General features: G+C 34.4%; 20 protein-coding genes, 1 pseudogene and 1 other annotated feature. Of the genes and pseudogenes, 15 read left to right on the forward strand and 6 right to left on the reverse strand.

Annotated elements, in window-relative coordinates:
• Positions 1 to 13: 13 nt before the first annotated feature.
• Positions 14 to 1,117 (reverse strand): 3-phosphoserine/phosphohydroxythreonine transaminase, encoded by a 1,104-nt coding sequence (gene serC / locus BLE01S_RS06210; protein WP_066138461.1) that lies wholly within the window; start codon positions 1,115 to 1,117, stop codon positions 14 to 16.
• Between the two features lie 207 nt (positions 1,118 to 1,324).
• Complete coding sequence (locus BLE01S_RS06215) at positions 1,325 to 1,591, reverse strand: YesK family protein (RefSeq protein WP_066138463.1); 267 nt, start codon at positions 1,589 to 1,591, stop codon at positions 1,325 to 1,327.
• A gap of 449 nt (positions 1,592 to 2,040) precedes the next feature.
• Here BLE01S_RS06215 and desA point away from each other — a divergent pair, with 449 nt between their 5' ends.
• The 10 genes from desA (at position 2,041) to BLE01S_RS06265 (ending at position 12,223) form a co-directional block, all read left to right on the forward strand.
• Positions 2,041 to 3,063, forward strand: a complete 1,023-nt coding sequence (gene desA, locus BLE01S_RS06220) for a Delta(5) desaturase DesA (protein WP_066138465.1) — start codon at positions 2,041 to 2,043, stop codon at positions 3,061 to 3,063.
• A 104-nt stretch (positions 3,064 to 3,167) separates the two neighbouring features.
• Entirely contained in the window at positions 3,168 to 3,743 is a 576-nt protein-coding gene (locus BLE01S_RS06225) for a response regulator (RefSeq protein WP_066138467.1), read from the forward strand.
• 440 nt (positions 3,744 to 4,183) lie between these two features.
• Complete coding sequence (locus BLE01S_RS06230) at positions 4,184 to 4,996, forward strand: alpha/beta fold hydrolase (RefSeq protein WP_066138468.1); 813 nt, start codon at positions 4,184 to 4,186, stop codon at positions 4,994 to 4,996.
• A 261-nt stretch (positions 4,997 to 5,257) separates the two neighbouring features.
• Positions 5,258 to 5,881, forward strand: a complete 624-nt coding sequence (locus BLE01S_RS06235; protein ID WP_066138469.1) for a branched-chain amino acid aminotransferase — start codon at positions 5,258 to 5,260, stop codon at positions 5,879 to 5,881.
• Positions 5,882 to 5,958: 77 nt separating this feature from the next.
• Complete coding sequence (locus BLE01S_RS06240; RefSeq protein ID WP_066138471.1) at positions 5,959 to 6,912, forward strand: TRM11 family SAM-dependent methyltransferase; 954 nt, start codon at positions 5,959 to 5,961, stop codon at positions 6,910 to 6,912.
• Positions 6,913 to 7,165: 253 nt separating this feature from the next.
• Positions 7,166 to 7,972 carry a hypothetical protein gene (locus BLE01S_RS06245; protein WP_066138473.1) on the forward strand — a complete coding sequence of 269 codons (807 nt, stop codon included), beginning with the start codon at positions 7,166 to 7,168 and terminating at the stop codon, positions 7,970 to 7,972.
• Between the two features lie 16 nt (positions 7,973 to 7,988).
• The gene (locus BLE01S_RS06250; protein ID WP_066138475.1) at positions 7,989 to 8,870 is read left to right on the forward strand and encodes a DUF3307 domain-containing protein; all 882 of its coding nucleotides are present in this window, start codon (positions 7,989 to 7,991) and stop codon (positions 8,868 to 8,870) included.
• A gap of 175 nt (positions 8,871 to 9,045) precedes the next feature.
• Positions 9,046 to 9,681, forward strand: a complete 636-nt coding sequence (locus BLE01S_RS06255; RefSeq protein WP_066138478.1) for a pentapeptide repeat-containing protein — start codon at positions 9,046 to 9,048, stop codon at positions 9,679 to 9,681.
• A gap of 259 nt (positions 9,682 to 9,940) precedes the next feature.
• A complete protein-coding gene (locus tag BLE01S_RS06260; RefSeq protein WP_066138480.1) occupies positions 9,941 to 10,495 on the forward strand; it encodes a YdcF family protein in 555 nt (184 codons plus the stop codon).
• Positions 10,496 to 10,720: 225 nt separating this feature from the next.
• Positions 10,721 to 12,223, forward strand: coding sequence for a malate:quinone oxidoreductase (locus BLE01S_RS06265; RefSeq protein ID WP_066138482.1), 1,503 nt, complete (start codon positions 10,721 to 10,723; stop codon positions 12,221 to 12,223).
• A gap of 158 nt (positions 12,224 to 12,381) precedes the next feature.
• Here the strand turns inward: BLE01S_RS06265 and BLE01S_RS06270 are convergent, their stop codons facing one another.
• On the reverse strand, positions 12,382 to 13,575 hold the full coding sequence (locus BLE01S_RS06270) for a cytochrome P450 family protein (RefSeq protein ID WP_066138485.1): 1,194 nt from the start codon (positions 13,573 to 13,575) through the stop codon (positions 12,382 to 12,384).
• 510 nt (positions 13,576 to 14,085) lie between these two features.
• Here BLE01S_RS06270 and BLE01S_RS06275 point away from each other — a divergent pair.
• The 3 genes from BLE01S_RS06275 to BLE01S_RS06285 all read left to right on the forward strand — a co-directional run bounded on the left by BLE01S_RS06275 (position 14,086) and on the right by BLE01S_RS06285 (position 17,367).
• Positions 14,086 to 14,889: a multinuclear nonheme iron-dependent oxidase gene (locus BLE01S_RS06275; protein ID WP_066138539.1), complete on the forward strand. Its 804-nt coding sequence runs from the start codon at positions 14,086 to 14,088 to the stop codon at positions 14,887 to 14,889.
• Between the two features lie 130 nt (positions 14,890 to 15,019).
• Complete coding sequence (locus tag BLE01S_RS06280; protein WP_066138543.1) at positions 15,020 to 15,421, forward strand: NUDIX hydrolase; 402 nt, start codon at positions 15,020 to 15,022, stop codon at positions 15,419 to 15,421.
• A gap of 106 nt (positions 15,422 to 15,527) precedes the next feature.
• Positions 15,528 to 15,762, forward strand: a binding site (T-box leader).
• A gap of 60 nt (positions 15,763 to 15,822) precedes the next feature.
• A complete protein-coding gene (locus BLE01S_RS06285; RefSeq protein WP_066138547.1) occupies positions 15,823 to 17,367 on the forward strand; it encodes a 2-isopropylmalate synthase in 1,545 nt (514 codons plus the stop codon).
• A 374-nt stretch (positions 17,368 to 17,741) separates the two neighbouring features.
• On the opposite strand, the gene BLE01S_RS06295 is transcribed toward BLE01S_RS06285, so the two are convergent.
• Positions 17,742 to 18,446: a class I SAM-dependent methyltransferase gene (locus BLE01S_RS06295; RefSeq protein WP_082788670.1), complete on the reverse strand. Its 705-nt coding sequence runs from the start codon at positions 18,444 to 18,446 to the stop codon at positions 17,742 to 17,744.
• Positions 18,447 to 18,674: 228 nt separating this feature from the next.
• On the opposite strand from BLE01S_RS06295, the gene BLE01S_RS06300 reads away from it, so the two are divergent.
• Positions 18,675 to 19,550: a LysR family transcriptional regulator gene (locus BLE01S_RS06300; protein WP_066138556.1), complete on the forward strand. Its 876-nt coding sequence runs from the start codon at positions 18,675 to 18,677 to the stop codon at positions 19,548 to 19,550.
• A gap of 63 nt (positions 19,551 to 19,613) precedes the next feature.
• Here BLE01S_RS06300 and BLE01S_RS06305 read toward each other — a convergent pair whose 3' ends face one another.
• Both BLE01S_RS06305 and BLE01S_RS06310 read right to left on the reverse strand, forming a co-directional pair.
• Positions 19,614 to 20,315 (reverse strand): HAD family hydrolase, encoded by a 702-nt coding sequence (locus BLE01S_RS06305; protein ID WP_066138560.1) that lies wholly within the window; start codon positions 20,313 to 20,315, stop codon positions 19,614 to 19,616.
• A gap of 126 nt (positions 20,316 to 20,441) precedes the next feature.
• Positions 20,442 to 20,663, reverse strand: coding sequence for a hypothetical protein (locus tag BLE01S_RS06310; RefSeq protein WP_066138563.1), 222 nt, complete (start codon positions 20,661 to 20,663; stop codon positions 20,442 to 20,444).
• A gap of 131 nt (positions 20,664 to 20,794) precedes the next feature.
• Here BLE01S_RS06310 and BLE01S_RS06315 point away from each other — a divergent pair.
• A pseudogene (locus tag BLE01S_RS06315) lies at positions 20,795 to 21,211 on the forward strand (type 2 periplasmic-binding domain-containing protein); the annotation flags it as partial.
• Positions 21,212 to 21,398 lie beyond the last annotated feature (187 nt).

Here is a 21,398-nt window from a genome sequence, read left to right on the forward strand (position 1 = left end):
TGAGAATCTAGATTTAGTTCACACCATTTTCTCTTTGGAATTCAATCATGAATTCACTAAGCGCCTTACATGCTTCATACGGAACGGCATTATACGTAGATGCACGACAACCACCAACAGAACGATGGCCGTTCAGACCGACAAAGCCTGCTTCTTTTGCTTCAGATAAAAATTTCTTTTCTAAATCTTCGCTCGGAAGATTAAAAGTAATATTCATAAGAGAACGGCTAGCATGTTCTGCATGGCCTACATAAAAACCATTACTATTGTCAATCGCATCATAAATCAACTTCGCTTTTTCTTCATTACGTTGCGCAACAGCTTCTAATCCACCAGTTTCCTCGATCCAACGAAGCACTTCACCAAGCATATAGATGCCAAAAGTTGGAGGAGTATTGTATAAAGAGTTACTCTTTACTTGAGTACCATATTTCAACATCGTCGGTAGTTTCCCATTTGCTTTTTCTAGTAAATCTTTACGAATGATAACAAGTGTTACACCTGATGGACCTAGATTCTTTTGTGCACCTGCATAAATCATCGCAAATTTACTGACATCAACTGATTTGGACATAATATCACTGGACATATCAGCAATTAGTGGAATGTCAGCTGTATCAGGGAATTCCTGCCATTGTGTTCCGTAAATGGTATTGTTTGAAGTTACATGAATGTATGCGTCACTATCATTATATTGCAGTTCATTTAACTCAGGAATACGGCAATACTTCGCTTCTTTTGTGCTAGCCACTTCATATGGTTCTCCAAATAACTTTGCCTCGGTAATAGCTTTTTCTGACCAAGATCCCGTCATGACATAACCAGCTTTTTGCCCAGGTTGTAAAAAATTCATTGGAATCATTGAGAATTGAAGGCTTGCACCTCCTTGCAAAAATAGCACTTCATAGTTTTCTGGAATTGCGAATAAATCCTTTAAACGCTTAATTGCTTCATTATGTACAGCTTCATAGGCCGGGCTTCTGTGACTCAATTCCATAACAGACATACCAGTTTCTCTAAAGTCAACTAATTCCTGTTGAGCTTTTTCAAGAACGGCTAATGGAAGTGCTGAAGGACCAGCATTAAAATTGTATGTACGTTGAATAGTATGTTTCAAACTGCTCACTCCCGTATTTACTTTTCATATGAATTATACACCGAATACACAGTTTTGTGTTAATATTCCCAGTCTTTTTTAATAATCTACAGTCTACATAGTTATAAAATACATAGAGGAATGTTAAACCTTAGAAAACGGAGGAATCAAATTAAAGAAACTGTAGACAAATCATCATTATTTTTAACAATTCTATCAATAAAGTAGCTAATTTGTCTTTTTTAAATTCCCAGTTATTAATGAAATTACAGCACAAATAGAAATAATTATGGCAAGTATAAGGTATGCGGCACCTTCAAACCCTCTGACTACTGACAAACCTACATAAAACAAACCGACTGCAGCGAGTAAAGTAAGAATTCCAGGTGAATTCATAAGAAATTTTGGCTGATGGAACTTTACTAACAACCTAGTTAGTACTATAGTGACTATTCCAATAATTAACCCTATACCAATAGGTACATACAACATCATCTGATCCACTCCTACAGTCATTTTTTATATAGTAGCACGGAAGGTTGAGTTCCGCTCCAAGTACTTACTTTCCGCGGAATGATTAAATCCACCGTCTTACAATAGATCCATATTAGTCCAGTCCTTAGATGACTTCAAGATTATTTCAAATGAATATAGCTTAATTATAATACTTAATAGCTCTTTGAGCGTGACTCCAAACGAAGAATGGGATTAAATAGTCTATTTGTTGAACTATTTTTTGTTTCTTAAAGTAAATTTTATTCGTGATAGGGAAATACTTTCAATTAAGCTAGAAAGAATCAGTAAGTATGTGATTATACCAGTTGGAAAATTTTTCACATCATACATGACATTTATCATGGTTTGCCCATGACAGCTATGTCTATAAAAGCGTCTTTTTTTTCTATATCATTATGATTACAAAGTTTAGAAAGGAAGCATGCAATATGAAAAAACAAGAGGCAAGAGCCTTAAGAAAAGAAATCGCTCCTTATGAAAAATCTAATACGAAAAATAGTGTTCGCCAAGTAATCAATACATTTGTACCTTTTATTCTACTATGGATACTCGCTTATCAAAGTTTGTCCATTTCTTACTTTATAGCGTTACCTCTATGCATCATTAATGCTGGATTTTTAGTGCGTATTTTCATTATTTTTCATGATTGCACTCACGGATCCTTTTTTAAAAATCGTCGTGTAAATCAAATCCTCGGTACGATAAGTGGGGTATTAACTTTATTTCCTTATGAACAATGGAAAAGAAGCCACTCGATTCATCATGCAACAAGTAGTAATTTAGATAAACGCGGAACTGGCGATGTTTGGGTTATGACGATTGATGAATATATTGAAGCAACACCTTTCCGTAGATTATCATATCGCATATATAGGAACCCATTTGTGATGTTTGGTATTGGACCAATCTATGCTTTCCTCATCACTAACCGTTTTAACGTAAAAGATGCACGAAAAAAAGAACGTAATAACACATATTTAACGAATGTATTAATAGTCGGTATAGCTGCATTGCTTTGTTGGACAATAGGTTGGCAAGCATTTTTATTAATACAATTCCCTATCTTCTTTATTTCTGGGTCACTTGGAATATGGTTATTCTATGTACAACATCAGTTTGAGGATTCTTATTTTGAAAACCAAGAAGAATGGGATTATGTAAAAGCGGCAATGGATGGCAGTTCATACTATAAATTGCCAAAAGTATTGCAGTGGCTTACTGGTAATATTGGTTTCCATCATATTCACCATTTGAGTCCAAGAGTGCCTAACTATTATTTGGAAGAAGTTCATAATAATAATCTTCCTTTACAGGATGTACAAACGATCACTATTAAAACTAGCTTACGTTCGCTCCATTTCCGTTTATGGGATGAACAGAATAAAAACTTCGTTGGTTTTAAAGATATCAAGTCACTTACGCAACATCGAAAAGTAGTACGCTCAAGCTAAGATACAAAACTCCTTTGTCTAAGAAATCTTAAGGACAAGGAGTTTTGCTTTTCAGTTAAGTGACCTAAACAATAATACATGAAATGTAAGAAGGAGGTACTTAATTGATTCGAATCGTCATCGCTGAAAAGCAACCGATGATGTTAGGAGCCTTAGGTTCACTAATTAACTTGGAAGAAGATATGGTTGTAGTTGGTAAGGCGAGCAATGGAGAGGAGGCTATTTCTCTTATTCAACAACTCCAACCAGATATATGTATTATTGATAATGAGATGCATAATAAAAGTGCAATGGAAGTTGCGGAAGAATTGAATGGACAAAGCTGCAAAATCATTATTTTAACCACATTTGCACGTTCGGGCTTTGTTCAACAAGCGAAAAAGGTCAATGTGAAAGGCTATTTCTTGAAGGACAATCCGAGTCAGGAATTAGCTAATTCTATTCGTCTTATACACAGTGGATCTCTCATATTTGCCCCTGAACCAACTAATGGAGAAAACCAAGAGACCATACCTAATGATCCAAAATTAGAAGTGATGACAAATAAGAGAAATGTACTAAGAAGTTCTGATAAATCGAAGTATATCCGTAACTATTTTTCGCTCCTGCTTGATAAAATAGAAATACCGAACCGTAAAAAAATGCTCAAACAATCACATAAAAAGGACTGGTTCAAATAAGTTTATTTCGCTCGGCTGTCGTGAATGTCACGGCAGTTTTTTTGTATTCTACATCGAAAAGTAGTTGGGCTACGACCGCCAGTATGTTGCTTTCCGCGGCCAGAAAGATCACTTCAATCGCCCCAGTATACCTTGGATGATGGCTAGTAACCGGATGCTAACAGCTAGTAATAGGAAGAGACAGCTAATTTTTCTTCTAAAGACATCTTTTCTTGCCTGATAAAATAGTAAATGCATGGATATGAAAGTAGAGATGGTTGATGCAGATTAAAACTTAGTATCCAAGAAAGGAAAATGTTGATATCAGCTTGTAAGTAAATAATTTCCATAGATAGACGGTTCTACATAGCTCATCGCTTTATTCATGGACAACATGCCCAATTTTATTTTGATCATACAATGACGTTAGGCATTTAATAAATGTCCATAAGGAGGGAAATATGGGTTACTATATCCCTGTAGAGCCTAATGTAAATATTTATGTTGAAGATATCAAGCCTTATCATAGTAATAAAACGATTTTATTTATCCATGGATGGCCAGTTAATCACAATATGTTTGAATATCAGCTTAATCAACTCCCGAAAATGGGTTACCGCTGTATTGCGCTAGATTTACGCGGATACGGAAAATCAGATCATCCTTGGGAAGGTTATTCGTATGATCGTTTAGCTGATGATATTAGAATGGTGATAGATACTCTTGGTTTAGAGAATATCATTCTAGCGGGTTTTTCAATGGGTGGTGCAATATCCATACGGTATATGGTCCGTCACGCGGGACATAAAGTTGCTAAATTAGCCCTTATTAGTGCGGCAGCACCAGTTTTTACAAAACGCGCAGATTTTCTGTATGGTCTAGAAAGAGACGAGGTAAATAAATTAATAAAAACTACTTATACAGATCGTCCCAAAATGCTAGCAAATTTCGGTGATATCTTTTTTGAGCGTTATTTAACAGAGGAATTCAAAGAGTGGTTCCGCGGACTAGGAATTAATGCATCTGGTCATGCAACTGCTATGGGCTTAGTCTCCCTGCGCGATGAAGATCTACGAAATGACTTAACAAAAATTCAAGTACCAACAAATATCTTCCATGGTAAACAAGATAAAATTTGTCCGTTTGTACTTGCTGAGTTCATGCATGCTGGGATCAGAGACTCGAAACTCATCCCGTTTACATTCAGTGGCCATGGTCTATTTTACGACGAATTGGAAAAATTCAACAAAGAACTTATCCAGTTTATCGGTTAGATTGTTTCCTATACTTACTTACGGTATAGGTTTTTTATCATTAATCACGACCGTTTTGTATAAAAATACAATTGGAAGTATTTTATTACAAAAAATACGAGGTTTATACAAACGAAATTGTATAATAATCGAAACATACTTGTTTATCTAAAAAAACAAGACATGTAAATACAAGCGTAAAATCAAAGACTTAATAAGCAATCTAAGATATACTTGTTTAAAGAAATAACAACGGGCTTAATCGTTAGGAGGATTTAAAGAATGTTAAATAAGCAAATGAAACAATATATTGTAGAAACTATAGAAGAGCAACAAAATCTACATAATAAAAAAATGGAATTATATAAAGAAGAAAAGGATTACGTGGTGAAACATCAATTACTATCTGCTGATAACATTGACAAAGTTACATTAATAGAGAAAGATGCTAGTTCACGTTTTATAGACGCATATATCGAACGCTGTGATAAAGAGACGGAAGATTTAATTGCAAAAGCAGCTCCCGATTTTCTAAATCAACCTATCACATATTTAAAAACAAATAGGAATGAATTTGTATATTTAGAATCTAAATGGTTTGATATTATTGATGTTGATGCAATTTCCATAGAGGCTGATGATGTATTTGAAATATATACTGTCATGCTTGGTTTGAAATGTCAGAAGAAATATGCTGGTTTGTTAAAATCCTATTTAGAACAAAATTTACATGGTGAGGAAGAAGCGAAATTTAATATTTTATTTAATCAGGATGATGGGTTGTGGAATGTAAATTTTTCATTGGACTATATCAATGGGTATTCTGAAGAATTATCGATAGGAGAGGCCTATCGTTTAATATATCAATTTTTATTTAAATTAGGGGAAACCATAGAAGAAAAATAGAGATGCTTTCTATATGTTGAACATAAAGCAGCTTCACAACCACTGGTTGGAGCGCTTTTTCTTTTGGAGGGAATATATTGGAAAATCAAAACCGTTTACCGGTGTTTATTTATACCTATAGTTGTCATGAAGATGAAAAAGATTTATGTCAGCTGGAGATGCGTGCCTTTTTTGGCGTTGATTCTAATACAAATGTATTAAAAAGTTCGAAAAAGGTTGATCCAAGTAGAAGTCCATTCATGAAACAACGGATTGAAATAATGTATGAAGGGGAGAGCCTACAAGCTATATTAGATCAAGTAAAGGAAATTAACTTAAATGATTCCACATTCAAAGTAACCAGTCTCAATAATAATGATCTTGATGCTTCCAAAAGACTTGGTCATGAACAGAGACGGCAAATTGAGCGGGACATTGGTTTACAAATTGAAGGGGAACCTGATTTTAAACAACCAGATAATCATTTTGGTATATTAGTGTTTAATGAATATTGGTATTTTGGAAAATATGTGAAAAGTGAACCAGTCTGGTTGCATCATGTAAAAAAACCGCGCAGTTATTCTACTGCATTAAGCACACGTGTTGCTAGAGCAGTTGCTAATATTGCAGTACCGGACCCAACTGGCGTACGTGCAATTGACCCATGTTGCGGAATTGGTACAGTATTAGTAGAAGCTTTATCGATGAATATCAATATTGTTGGCCGTGACATTAATCCCCTTGTTGCCATAGGCTCAAGGGAAAACATTGCTCATTTTGGCCTTGATGGAGATGTCACTTTAGGTCCTATTTCAGACGTTACAACGGATTATGATGTTGCTATTATTGATATGCCTTACAATTTATTTACTCACATCACGCCGGATGAACAACTTGCAATTTTACAACATGCGCGTCGCTTTGCAAAAAAGGTTGTAATCATCACAATTGAAACGATTGATCAAATGTTGGCAGAAGCTGGCTTTAAAATGATGGATCGTTGCGTTGCGAAAAAAGGATCATTTTCTAGGCAAGTTCTTGTTTGCATGTAATCACTTAATGAACAAATGGGCCAACCACATCAAATGAGGTTGGTCTATTTATGCCGAGATACCCTTTATGTTTTACAATTTTTTTTAGTAAGTTAAATGCTATTCAGAATATAAACATAAAGAGGAGTTTGATTAATTGAACGAACATCCTTTAAGTTTGACTATATAATCGAATAACTAGTATATTTGATTATATAGTCGAATTTATTTGTGCAACAATGAGTTTTTAAATTAAAACATGATGGAGGAGTATATGACAACTTATCCGGTCTCAGTTTTTATCATGGATGTAAGTAATTCTTCTAAAGAGAATATGGGAGGAGAACTAAGTAATTATCTTCAACAATTAGAAAAAACGATATCTTTATGGACGAAAGATATTAGAACGACGAAAGTCATTCACCGTTCTGGAGACGAATTAGTCGTTATTAGTAGTGGCTACGCAACTGCTTACACACTTGCATTTTATATAAGTCGTGTATGGAAATTCAACAATCACAAACCATATTTTGGTTTGTCATTTGGCGACATTCAAAATGAGGTACATACGCTTAATATAGAAACATGGATTCACCCATTGATGAAACAAGCAAGACATGCTAATGATTTATTGAAACAAAAGGGCCAAAATAGGTCACAATTTAACTTTGCGCTAGATCAATTTTATGCTACTAATTACTCTGAGAATAACTACCATTTATACAGATCAGAATTTGAATTACTGATAAATACCATTCTAACATTACAACAACATCACATAAATCAACAAACAAATATTCAATCGCTCGTCTGTTCATTGTTTTTAATTTTGCAACAGCAAAATAAAGTTGGGGATTACATTGGCAGATCTGCCTCTACTATCTCAAGTCATATGAAAAAAGGGAATTGTGAAGAGATTATTGCTGCTTTCAATAATATAGTGCAAGTAATGGATTCCCTTCAAACGAATCTAGATAGCTTTTCAGACATCAAACCACAAACAGCCAATGATCATTTACAAAATAATATTAAATCGACAATAAACAAGCATATCCATGACTATTTTGTAATTAATAAATAGAGGTAGGAGGGAATCAATGCTTTTATTATTGCTCATTATTGCACATTTAATAGCAGACTTCTGGCTACAAACAGATGAAATGGTGAAAAATAAGTTAAAAAGAATAAAAAGACATTTACTGCATCACTTTTTCACAACAGCTTTAGTATTAACTATCTTCTGGGGTTATTACTATCAATTTTCAAACATGGTTGGTTATTTTATTTTACCTTTATGCTTTATTATCGTGACACATTTTATTATTGATGTAACGAAAATAAAACTGCTCGACACGATAAAAGTTACAAACGAAGATAACTTAAGAAAGTTAGGATTTTTCTTATTAGATCAGGTGCTACATATTATCATGCTTATCATCACAGGTATGACTTTCTTTCATTTAAAAGCTAGTACGTTACAGAAGTGGCTTCTACAATTATTAGGTGAAAATGACGCAATTAGATTAAATACTATAAATGCGCTGCTTTTTATTCTTATTATCTATATTTTAGCTACGAGTGTTAGCGGACATATAATTAAATTAATATTAGGATCATTGCCATCACAACTTGCAAATTTTGAAGGGCAATTCTCATTAAAAAATAAATTAACAGAAGTGGAGAATGGAAAAACACGAGTTAAGCATGATTTTAGTGGTGAATATCATTATATTACATATGCTAATCCGCTCCTTTCCCGTGGAAAGCTAATTGGCTATATAGAGAGATTATTAGTTATCTTATTAACGACTGTCGGTGCGTACCCTGCAATCGCTTTTATTGTAACTGCCAAATCGATTGCACGTTTTAAACAGTTAGACGATCGAAATTGGGCGGAATACTTTTTGTTGGGGACATTGTCCTCTATGTTTTTAGGAACATTACTTGGTTTTTTGCTAAAGTTAATGATTATTGGATAATAAAGTAAGGGGAGAATGCTAGTTGAATTTCTTAGGTGATACCAATGGGGAAGTAACGAAATGAGCTATCGTAATGAAAATAGTTCAAAATACGATATACTAAAAATCATAACGTTATAAAAAGTAAGGGATCTAACTAGATTAGAATAATTTAAGTAAAGGTGAGATTATAGTAATGAAAATAGAAAAACCAAAAATACCAGAAGATTTAGCATCGGCAAACTTTCAGGAAATATATTATCAAGAAGAACCATATCTTATGAATTGTATAATCGCTAATTGTACGATTGACAGAGAGAAAATGGATAAAATTGAGTTTTCAAAAGTAATTTTTAAAAATGTAACTTTTAACGAAGTGTCTTTTAGAAATATCGAGCTAACAGATGTTATTTTTGATAATTGCGATTTATCGAATGTTGATTTTATGGGGGGCAGCATTCATAAAGTCGAATTCAAGTCTTCAAAGATATTAGGTATTAATCTCTCAGAAGCGAGTTTAGTAAATGTTTCGTTTAACCAATGTAATTTAAATTTAAGTTCATTTGGTTTCGCTAGTTTAAAGCAAGTCATGTTTGCCGACTGCTCACTCCAAAATGCTGATTTTTACCAATGTAAATTCAAAAAGGTACAGTACCAACGAAGTGATTTAAATGATGTGAATTTTTCACAAACATCTCTCAAAGGGATAGATATTAGTAGCACTTCATTTCAAAGCCTTAGCGTGTCGCTAGAAGATTTAAACGGATGCGAAGTTTCTACTGAACAAGCCATCGGATTTGCTAGAATGTTAGGATTGAAAATAAAAGAATAATAAATACCTAGCGAAGTAGGGTGACGTCATTGTTTGTTGTTTTTTTGAAGCACGTCGAATTTTTCTACAAAAAATAGTTAAAATATCTTTTTGAACCCTTAAATGCTATATGTGTACTTGAACCTCATGTAATCTTACATAGGGCTACTTCGAGAAAGGATCTGCGGGAGACATGCTAATCTTTTAGGCTAAGCGGGGTTCTTATAGCTGGATACTTATCAAAAGTATCCAGCTATAAAAATAGAAAGGAGCAGGGACAATGTCATTTCCATTTGATTGTATTACCAACTTTATTTTCTATGAAACGGAAATTGTTTCAGCAGATGTGATTCTAGTTCCTGGCGCGAGCCAACCTCAACTAATGGAAAAAGCAGCTTCTTTGTATCAACTGGGATTAGCGCCATACATACTGCCATCTGGTGGAGCAACGCCACGTATAGAAAATACTGAATGGGAATTCTTACGAAATATTGGCATTGCGAAAGGAGTACCTGCAGAAGCCATTTTAAAGGGAAATAAAGCGCAAAACACTTTTGAAAATGCACGGTTTTCGTTAGAAGTCCTAGAGGAAACAGGAATACAGCCTAGTAAAGTTATATTAGTCTGTAAAACAAGTCATGCTCGTCGAGCCCTATTAACTTATCAAACGGTATTCCCGAAAGAAACGGTGTTTTTCGTTTCTCCTGTGATAGATAGTACTGGGATAACTAAAGAAAACTGGTTTTTATCTGACGACGGGGTAAAGCGAATAATGACTGAAGTGGAGAAAATCGGTAAATATTTTGGGCGTCATATTCCAAATTGGATTAAATAAAACATTGAATATATCTCTAAAGCAATTAATGAAAAAATATAAAGGACAGATTACGTTCAATTCATCACAAAAACAAAATCTTTATAATATATTAATAGTAGATATTTAAATCTATTAATATTTGTATGTATTATGATATGCTTATAAATGAGACAGAAAAGCTGTGACGTCTATGCAGAAGCGCCTACATCCTTTCTGCCAATATAGAGAGTGAGGAAGGTTAGAATGAGCAACAGAGGAAATAAAACAGACGTCATCTTAATTGGCGCTGGAATCATGAGTGCAACTTTGGGTACATTCCTTAAAGAGTTAGTACCTGATTGGGAAATTAAAGTGTTTGAAAAGCTTGAAAATGCAGGAGAAGAAAGCTCAAACGAATGGAATAATGCAGGAACAGGCCATGCGGCACTTTGTGAGCTTAATTACACAACTGAAAAACCGGACGGATCTATCGATATTAGCAAAGCTATTAAAATTAATGAACAGTTTCAACTTTCAACACAGTTTTGGTCCTATCTTGTAAACCATGAGCTGATAAAAAATCCAGAGGACTTTATCAGACCATTACCTCATATGAGTATGGTACAAGGAGATAAAAATGTGGCTTTTTTGAAGAAACGTTTTGAAGCGCTGTCAAACAATCCTCTGTTTCAAGGGATGGAATTTTCTGATGCTCCAGCAAAATTGATGGAATGGATTCCACTTATTATGCAAGGTCGTCCATCAAATGAAGTGATTGCGGCTACAAAAATTGACTCTGGAACGGATGTCAATTTTAGTGCCTTAACGCATATGTTGTTTGATCACTTACAAAATAAAAACGTTGATATCAAATATAAACATAGTGTTGATAATATGAAACGTGCTAGTGACGGCTCTTGGGAATTAAAAGTGCATAATATCGAAAGCGGTAGCATCGAACATCATAATGCAAAATTCGTTTTTATTGGGGGCGGAGGTGGAAGCCTGCATTTACTGCAAAAGTCTGGAATTCCAGAAGGGAAACACATTGGCGGATTTCCAGTAAGCGGCATTTTTATGGCGTGTAATAATCCGGAAATTATTGCGCAACATCATGCAAAGGTATACGGAAAAGCTAAAGTTGGTGCTCCACCAATGTCTGTTCCACATCTTGATACACGATATATCGATAATAAAAAATCATTGCTATTTGGCCCATTTGCCGGCTTTTCACCGAAGTTCTTAAAAACAGGTTCAATGTTCGATTTATTAACTTCCGTCAAGCCACATAATGTCTTAACTATGTTGGCGGCAGGTGTGAAAGAAATGTCATTAACAAAATACCTGATCCAGCAAGTTATGTTAACGAAAGAACAACGCATGGAAGAATTACGAGAGTTTATCCCCAACGCTAAGAGCGAGGATTGGGATTTAGTAGTAGCTGGCCAGCGTGTCCAAGTTATCAAAGATACTGTTGAAGGCGGCAAAGGAACACTTCAATTTGGTACGGAAGTAGTTAGTGCCGCTGACGGATCGATTGCAGCATTACTAGGAGCTTCTCCAGGTGCATCCACTGCTGTTCACGTTATGTTAGAGGTAATAAATAAGTGTTTCCCACAACATATGATAGATTGGGAACCAAAAATTAAAGAAATGATTCCTTCTTATGGCGTATCACTAATGGAAAATCCAGAACTTCTGCACGAAATTCATACTTTAACCGCGGAGACACTTGCTTTACGCGAAAAAGAGCTGGTCTATAGTTAATTTCTGGATGTGAGCAAACGATTACAGTAAGGGATTCTCGGATAATATGGAGAAATAAACAATCTTAATAGAATATAATCTTTAGCTATACTTTACAAAACAAAAAATGATGGAGCTAGGTTAGTCTCCACCATTTTTTGTTGTTTTTAAGTAATTACTTACAAGGTAACTGGAAGTTCTTTTACCCCTCTAACAATCATGCCTGATCTCCACTCAAGGTCATTTTTATCTATATTTAATTTAATATTTGGGTAACGTTGGATGAGACTATTAATCGCGATCTCACCTTCTAAACGAGCAAGGGGCGCACCTAAACAGGCGTGAATACCTTTTCCAAATGCTAAATGTCTACTTTTACCCCGAGTAATATCGAATACATCTGGATCTTTAAATTGATTTGGATCATGGTTCGCTGAATTAAGGACAACAATCACTAAATCGCCTTTACTTATTGATTTTCCTTTAAACTCAAAGCTTTCAGCTGCCCAGCGAGAAGTACTAAATTCAACTGGATCATTGAAGCGTAGCGCTTCTTCAATAGCAGTGTGTATTAATTCAGGTTGATTTTTTAGTAACGCAAGCTGGCGTGGATGTTCTAATAATGCCATTACAGCATTGCCAATTAAGTTAACTGTTGTTTCGTGTCCTGCGATAATTAATAATGTTACGACGCCATATAATTCTTGTTCTGTTAGTTGATCCCCTTTTTCTTCAGCAATAATTAATTGGCTGATCAAACCATTTCCTGGGTTCTCTCGGACATACGCAAATCTCTTTTGGAGGTATTGTACAAAGTCATTCATATGTTGTTGAACTTTTTCATCATACCCACCATTTGGATCTTCAATGATCGAATTAGACCAAATACGAAACTTATCACGATCATCTGTAGGAATTCCAAGCATTTCACAAATAACAATAATCGGTAAAGGGAAAGCAAATTCATCAATGAGATTCACATTTTTCTTCCCAGCTATTTCCTCTAGCAGCTCATCGGTAATCTCTTGGATTCTATCTCTCATCCCAGCAATTAATTGTGGGGTAAAAGCTTTTGAAACAAGCCCTCTTAATCTCTTATGATCTGGTGGGTCTGCGAAAAGCATGTTTTTACTAAATAGATCGGCATTTTCCATATCTTCCTCATAAAATTTTGTAAAATCTTTGATAAATCTTTGTTCTTTCAAAGCCGCGACCGCATCTTCATATCTTGTGATCATCCATGCATATTGACCATCTGGAAGCAGTACATAGGGGACAGGATCTTCCTCTCTTAATTTAGTATAAACAGGATATGGATTTTGTGTAAACGCTTTCGTAAATAAGGTTTCTGTATTTTTTTCATTTTGATTCATTTGAATACCCCTTTCCAAAAGCCATTCGACCTTCTTCTAAATAATAGTACCACATATTTCTTAATATTTGCTTAATAGATTAACACTATATTTAAAGACTACAGTTTAATAGCAAGAAGAAAGAGCGCCTATAAAGCATAAAAAAAGGAAAATTCTATTATTTTACTCTATACGGAAAGAACTTCTGGTACAATAAATAGCATACTAGGGCAAGTTTTTCAAAGTTGTTCTTTAGAAAAATAATGATATAAATATGACCTTGAAATATGAAAGGATTCTTTCTTTTTCCCCTTGCGGAAATGAACATAAGTTATGCAACCGTAATTATACGAATAATAGGTCTATAGAAAAATCCTTTGATATTATGATTTATACTAGGAGGGATAAACCCTAAGGAAGAATGATAACAGCTTTAAACTTAATAGAAAAAAGTTGGTATGGCTATATTGAGAAAAAACGGAATATTAGAATACAAAACGATTACGAATTTTTGAAAAGGGGAAAATTAGGATGGGTATGGAATTAGGCTGCAATTATTCTGAAGAACTTCTAGCATTAATTAACCAAAAACATATAGATGTGGATTGGATAAAGCTATCTAGAGAAGATAAAGTGTGGGAAGAACTTCCATTTGCACGACCGATAAAGCCTGTACATCTGCACATATTACCAAATGCTGGACAACCAAATTTAGATAAATTGAATTGGGATGATATTAATAGAGCAATTGAAGCATGTGGTGCACCACATATTGCTATCCATCTATCATCTCTTCCAAGGTATTGGATAAATGAAGCTGTCTCAAAAGAAGAAATATTAGAATCTTTAGTCAAAGGAGTGACATATTGTAAAGAACAAATCTCTGTTGATTTATTAATTGAAAATGTACCTTACTATGATTTTAAGGGAACCTTAAGACCTGCGACAGATCCAGAGGTAATTGAGCAAGTTTGTCAACAGGTTGGAGTTGGATTTATGTTAGATTTGGCGCATTTGCGCGTAGCTGCGTGGCATCGGAATGAAGATCTAAATGAATATCTTTTTGCTATGCCGCTTCATCAAGTCCGTGAAATCCACGTAAGTGGACCAGCCATGTTTCCAGGTGTTGGATTAAGAGATAGGCATTTAGAAATGCAAGAAATAGACTATGATTTACTTAAACTTACACTGCAACACACACATGCAAAATATTTAACACTTGAATATGGAGGAACAGGTCCTAAAATGGAATGGCGCAGTGATAAAACCACTTTGAAAAATCAGTTATTACAGTTACGTAAGATCATTCAGAATAGCATAGAGAATATATATTAAACCTCGTTGAAAATTGGTTATTTGGAAAAAACGCAAAAAATTAACAAATACTGTTTAAATGATAAACTATAACCTTTCTAAATTGAGTTTAAATGAAACAGAAGAGCAGCTTGACCGTGGAGGTGTTTATTTGAGTTTTAAAATGTCTATTTCAATTAAAGGGGTCATTATAATAGATGACAATGTTTTATTACTCAAAAATGAAAGAGATGAATGGGAGTTACCGGGCGGCAGGCTAGAAAAAAATGAGCAACCGGAAATTTGTGTGCAAAGAGAAACGGAAGAAGAACTAGGAATAAAATGTGAAGTGATAAACATGATTGATTCTTGGGTATATGAAGTTTTTGCAGGGAAATTTGTATTTATAGTCACTTATTTTCTCTATTGTAATGATTTATCAAAAATAAAAATTAGCGAAGAACATGTTGCTTATAAATGGTTTCATTTAGACGAAATCGAAAATATATTTATGCCTAAAGGATATAAGCAATCGATCAACAAAGCGCAACAATTGATGAAAGAATCAATATAATACAAAGAAAGATAACGATGCAATAAAAATTTTCGTTCAATTGCCATAATTACTTTCTAAGGGTTGACATTTTATATAAAAAGATTTAATGTATTAGAAAATATAGACAATAGCATGGAGAAGGATCAAGATAGAATAAATTATCGGACAGAGACTAATACGGCGCTGAGAGTATTAGGGTAATCTTCTATCAACTCACCTTTTAGCTGATTTTCTGAATGAACAGTAAGAAAATCCGTTTGACCTGCGTTAAGGGCATGAAACTGAGACTTTTTTATAACTTATAAAAAAGTGAATTAGGGTGGTACCACGTTGGAAATAAGACTCCTATCGTCCCTTGTATCTATATACAAGGGGGCGATAGGAGTTTTTTTATTTCAAAAATCAAAGGAGGAATAAAAATGAGGAAAATCCATATGTTTGATACAACTCTGCGGGATGGGGAACAATCTCCAGGGGTCCATCTAACAATTGAAGAGAAGGTGGAAATCGCTTTACAGCTAGAAAAACTAGGAATCGATCGAATTGAAGCTGGATTTCCAGCATCCTCTCCGGGAGAAATTCAAAATGTGCAAGCTATATCGAAAGCAGTGCGTAACACGAGTATTGCCGTTTTGGCTAGAGCACATAAAAATGATATAGAAGCCGCAAGAACGGCATTAAAAGGTGCTGCAACACCTTGTCTGCATATTGTCCTTGCGACTTCACCCATACACCGAAAATATAAACTAAATATGACAAAAGATCAAGTGATTGAAACAGCGGAAATGGCGATTAAATTCGGGAAAAACTTTTTTTCGGAAATTGAATTTTCATTGGAAGATGCAAGCAGAACAGAGTTTGATTTCATGTACGAAGTCGTTGATCGTGCAATTCAGGCGGGGGCAACTGTGATTAATCTCCCAGATACGGTTGGATACGCCTCTCCCGAAACATTTGGAGATATGTTTAGGAAAGTAAGAGAAAACGTGCCACGCGTTGATAATATACTATTGAGTACACATTGTCATAATGATCTTGGCATGGCTACAGCAAATACGATGGCAGCCATTCATGCCGGTGTAGACCAGATTGAAGGAACAATCAATGGCATCGGAGAAAGAGCAGGAAATACAGCAATTGAAGAAATTGCTCTTACACTTGAAACAAGACAGGATATTTACCAAGCTAAATCGAATATCGTGTTAAATGAGATATATCATACAAGTAAACTTGTAAGCCATTATACTGGAATGGCAGTACAAGCGAATAAAGCAATAGTTGGAGATCATGCATTTGCTCATGAATCTGGCATTCATCAAGATGGCATGCTGAAAGAGTCTTCCACATATGAAATTATTAAGCCGGAAACGGTTGGCATTTCGACAAGTACGATTGTCCTTGGAAAACACTCTGGGCGCCATGCACTAAAAAAGAAGTTGGAACATTTAGGTTATCATTTAACAGAAGGAGAACTAGCAAATGCTTTTGAGCATTTTAAAATGGTAATTGATAAAAAGAAATATGTGATCGATGATGATATTCATCTATTAATAAATAAGGATTTTATAAATATGCAACATCGTTATGAATTGACTGATCTAGCGATAGCTTATCCAAACGAACATGCTGAAGTAACGATTGAGCTTATGGATGAAAAGCAAAATCGCACACGAAACACTACAGAAGGAAACGGAGTAATTGATGCACTTTTTAATGGGATTGAAAAGTTAATAGGGGATCAATTTCAACTACAAGATTATTCTATACGCTCAAAAAACATTGGAAAAGATGCGGTTGGAGAGGTAACGGTAAAGGTTGAAAAAGATGGCCATTCCTATTCAGGAAGAGGGATGGATACTGATATTATTAAAGCGAGTGCCAAGGCCTACCTAACAGCCATAAATCAAATATTACAAAAGGATAAGCAAGAAGAAAAAACAAATAGTTTTTCATTTATAAACTAATGTAACGCCTCTATAACCACGATCTAAAAGGGACGTAGTTATAGAGGTTTATTCATATACAATTGGAAAGGAAGGGATATATTGTTCTTTCTTATCATTTTCATAGCAATACCTTTCGTAGGCATGTTATGGTTTCTAAATCTTATTTCACTGTTGAAAAATCTAAAAGCTGAAAGAAGTACCAATAACAATACAATCATGGGAGCAGTATTAAGTTTTATCTTTGTCTTTTTGTTTATGTATGGTCTCGTGGGTATTTATTAATATAATCATATGGACCCAATTTAGGATGATTAAATGAAAAAACTTTTAATGTTATTATTTTTTGTTTTTAATCCATCGGTGTTTTAAAAAGAACGGATAGTTTCTTATCATCATGCTTTTACCCCAATGACGCGAATTCTTTTATAGTCAGCTATCCAATTACCGTCTTTATATAAGATGTCTATTAAATTTTTTTCAGCATTTCTTATAATTTTGTCCTTACTATCTTCGTCCACATGTTTAAGTATATCCATACAAAACATCTCAATCCAATTACTTAATCCATGATCACCATCTAACTGGGTTGGTCTATCATAGTGTTGCGCAAAGGTAACCTTAAATCCTACTGCCTCCATTAAGCTTGAATATTCACCAATGCTTGGAAAATACCAAGGGAATTGTTCCTCTTTGAACTCAAGATCCAGTCTTTTAAATTGCTTCCTAATTTCATCTGTTATTGATTGCACATTTCCTTTTCCGCCAAATTCTGCGATAAATCGTCCACCTGGCTTTAAGCTATTAAAAATGCAATGAAGCGCTTGTTTTGGCTGTTTGATCCAATGAATTGCGGCATTGGAAAATACCGCATCAAATTCATGATCATAGCTTAGTACTGTTGCATCGCAAACAGAAAATTTAATATTTGGATACTTTTTTCTTGCTTGAGTGACCATATGATCGGATTTGTCTACACCGATAATATCTGTTTTAAGGTCATATAACTTTTTAGCCAAATCACCTGTACCACAGCCAAGATCAAGGATTCTTTCTCCTTGTTTCGGATCTAATAATTCCACCAATGTATCTCCATACATCGAAACAAATGAATGTTTTATATCATATAATTGAGCATTCCACGTGTCTTTCCTCAATTGCTTTTGTTGTTTATTCAACTAAATCTCCCTCATCCCTTTGTATTTAATAATTTCAAAATGTACTGTATATTCCGGTTAATTAGATTATAATTGATGCAAGTAATAAAGAAAATTAACAAAAAATGAGTTAATTGATAACTGTCTGTTATTACAAGGGGAGGAAATGAGATGGATATAAAATGGTTAAAAACATTTATTATTGCAGCGAAATATGAAAATTTCCGCAAAACGGCAGAAGAGCTTTTTCTAACACAGCCCGCAATCACAAAACATATAAAGAGACTAGAAGATGATCTTCATATTCATTTATTTGATAGAGTAGGGAAAACAGTCACTCTAACATCAGCTGGTCATCATTTTCTTCCATATGCCAAAAATATAATTGCAAAATATGAACAAGGGCTAGAGGACTTTGAATTATGGAAACAAGGATATAATCGTAAATTAGTTATTGCAACAGCACCACAAATTGCCTCATCTATCTTGCCATCTATTTTGCGATTTTTTATGGAGAAAAACCCTCATATAGAGGTCATTATTAATGTACTTAAATCATATGAAATAGGAGAGGAGGTTAATGCGGGAAGGGCAGATCTTGGCTTAACAAGAATAAGACCGATACAAACAAATATAAATTGCAATATTGTACATGAGGAGCCAGTCATTTTAGTTGGACCAAATGTAGATCTGATAGGGGATAGGCTTGATGAATCTAACGTATTAAAAAAATATAGATTAATTACCCATAACCATCCTGACTACTGGGATACACTACTCGGAGATATAAAAAAACATTACCCGAATGTGCGAACAATGGTGGTCAACCAAATGGAAATTACAAAAAAATTTATAGAAGAGGGTCTTGGAATATCTTACATACCATCCACAATGGTTAGAGATGAAATTAGAAAGAATCAACTAATGGAAATAAGACCAGGTAGAATTATTCCACCTACATCCTCCACTTATGTTTTAACAAAAGTGGAAACGAAAGAAGCAAGTACATTTATAGAATTTTTTAAAGAGGCGATTAAGATTCTTTAGCTAATGAACGAAGAATATGGTTATATTAAGCGCCTCATCCTTATCTATTTTGAGTGATATAGATTATACTTCTATAAAATTGCTGATTGCTTTTAGATTATCGATGACATATTTAGGCCGAATATTATTTTCGATCGCTTTTGCCGTTCGATTATAGTAACAAAAATCTAATCCAGCGTTTACTGCACCATGATAATCATCAATCAATGAATCCCCAATAAATAAAGCTTCTGTATGGTTTATGTTTAATCGTTTTAAAGCTTCATCAAATATTTTTTTGTCTGGTTTCCAATGCCCGACCTCATCCGAAATAACCAACGTATCAAAGTAGTGGTCGATTCCACCTGCTGCGAGTCTACCTCTTTGTGCTTCGCCTATGCCGTTAGAGATAATCGCTAAACTGTATCTGCCGTGAAGCTGAGATAACAAATCCTTTGCATAATCTTCAAAATCACAGGCTTTACAAAAAGTATCCCAATACAAATTAGCTAATATCATGGATGCAGAGGTATCTAGTTTAAGCTCTTTTAACGTATCTCGAAAAGAATATTCCAGCATTTGATAGATACTATAGCCAGCATTTTTTCTTGCATTCCAATAAGACATATTGTTTTTACTAAAGAGCTTCCAAAAAGTATCCCAGATAAATGCCTCATTTTGGATTAATCCGTGTTCTTTTACTGTGTGTTGCATGGATTTTAATTCACTAACAGAATAATTTAATAAGGTATTGTCCAAATCGAAAATAATTGCTTTGTAGTTCATGGGTCACTTCCTTATATTTACTAGTTGCCTGTATATATTATTCTACTAATAAGGTTAGCTTTCCTCCTAGTTGATATGCTATTTCCTTCATTTTGAATTAACGGATACTGGAAATCGAGTCATTTTTTAACTATCAAGTTGATTTGTTTTAGGACTATATTTGTAGTTTCTCAGTAAAATAAATACGACACTTAATAGCAAAGATGGAAATCCTATACAGATAATATATGATGTATCTGACTCTGCAATAAATAATCCGCCAACAGTAGCACCAATCATTGTTCCTAAGTTAGCAGATGTTAAAAATAAACCATTTGCAAAATTAGGAGTCTCGGGAGCTAGAGACATAATCCAATATTAGCTCCTATACCTGTAAATATTCGCCACATTAAAGTAAGGCTGCCATAGCCAAGGTAAACTGACCAAATAAGAATAATATGATATAAATGGTTCACAAGGCAAATGGGAAAACTACTACGGATATATTTGCGTTTTTAGTAAGTAATTTCCCTGCCAAAGCATTTCCAATTGCCTCTAAATATATCATTCAAGCAATGGATCTATTAAATGTTCCGTTGATCTGTTCAAGGCATGCCATCAAACAGACCTTTTCTAAAAATCATTTTGCGGATCGGTTTGGTGAAAGTTTTGATAAGTTAAACGTTGTAACTACCTATAATCTTGCATATAATGCTGCTATCATAGTTGAGAGGGCATTGGCTATGCAATAACCCTTGATAAAATAGTAAATACGTCTAGTAATAGTAATCTTTGTTTTAGACCGCTAAAAGACTTGAATCTGGCTTAAATATTGTTTGGAAAAAGCAACAGTTTTTTCCGCTGCTGCTGGGCTATTTTTGAAAAAACTTAAGACCGAATTTTCAAATGCTTTATAAGGTATGTAGGTTTTCAAAAACAATTGTTCAAAGAGTCGCTAGCGTGTTATCTAAGTTGTTGAGCACTAAATCAACACGTCCAAATCAGGCAACTGCCCACTAACGGTACCCAAGACTTCTTTGTGAATTTTTAGCTTATAGTACACATGAGGTAGTTTTCAATTAATGAGTAAAATTTATATGATGA

Source organism: Lederbergia lenta NBRC 16444 (genome assembly GCF_001591545.1).
Lineage (GTDB): Bacteria > Bacillota > Bacilli > Bacillales > Bacillaceae_C > Lederbergia > Lederbergia lenta.

Excerpts from the sequence above, each read along its gene's own strand:
- BLE01S_RS06215 (WP_066138463.1), bottom strand. The coding sequence starts at position 1,591 with ATGATGTTGTATGTACCTATTGGTATAGGGTTAATTATTGGAATAGTC.
- desA (WP_066138465.1), top strand. The coding sequence starts at position 2,041 with ATGAAAAAACAAGAGGCAAGAGCCTTAAGAAAAGAAATCGCTCCTTAT.
- BLE01S_RS06230 (WP_066138468.1), top strand. The coding sequence starts at position 4,184 with ATGGGTTACTATATCCCTGTAGAGCCTAATGTAAATATTTATGTTGAA.
- BLE01S_RS06235 (WP_066138469.1), top strand. The coding sequence starts at position 5,258 with ATGTTAAATAAGCAAATGAAACAATATATTGTAGAAACTATAGAAGAG.
- BLE01S_RS06245 (WP_066138473.1), top strand. The coding sequence starts at position 7,166 with ATGACAACTTATCCGGTCTCAGTTTTTATCATGGATGTAAGTAATTCT.
- BLE01S_RS06250 (WP_066138475.1), top strand. The coding sequence starts at position 7,989 with ATGCTTTTATTATTGCTCATTATTGCACATTTAATAGCAGACTTCTGG.
- BLE01S_RS06255 (WP_066138478.1), top strand. The coding sequence starts at position 9,046 with ATGAAAATAGAAAAACCAAAAATACCAGAAGATTTAGCATCGGCAAAC.
- BLE01S_RS06260 (WP_066138480.1), top strand. The coding sequence starts at position 9,941 with ATGTCATTTCCATTTGATTGTATTACCAACTTTATTTTCTATGAAACG.
- BLE01S_RS06265 (WP_066138482.1), top strand. The coding sequence starts at position 10,721 with ATGAGCAACAGAGGAAATAAAACAGACGTCATCTTAATTGGCGCTGGA.
- BLE01S_RS06270 (WP_066138485.1), bottom strand. The coding sequence starts at position 13,575 with ATGAATCAAAATGAAAAAAATACAGAAACCTTATTTACGAAAGCGTTT.
- BLE01S_RS06275 (WP_066138539.1), top strand. The coding sequence starts at position 14,086 with ATGGGTATGGAATTAGGCTGCAATTATTCTGAAGAACTTCTAGCATTA.
- BLE01S_RS06285 (WP_066138547.1), top strand. The coding sequence starts at position 15,823 with ATGAGGAAAATCCATATGTTTGATACAACTCTGCGGGATGGGGAACAA.
- BLE01S_RS06295 (WP_082788670.1), bottom strand. The coding sequence starts at position 18,446 with ATGTATGGAGATACATTGGTGGAATTATTAGATCCGAAACAAGGAGAA.
- BLE01S_RS06300 (WP_066138556.1), top strand. The coding sequence starts at position 18,675 with ATGGATATAAAATGGTTAAAAACATTTATTATTGCAGCGAAATATGAA.
- BLE01S_RS06305 (WP_066138560.1), bottom strand. The coding sequence starts at position 20,315 with ATGAACTACAAAGCAATTATTTTCGATTTGGACAATACCTTATTAAAT.
- BLE01S_RS06310 (WP_066138563.1), bottom strand. The coding sequence starts at position 20,663 with ATGTCTCTAGCTCCCGAGACTCCTAATTTTGCAAATGGTTTATTTTTA.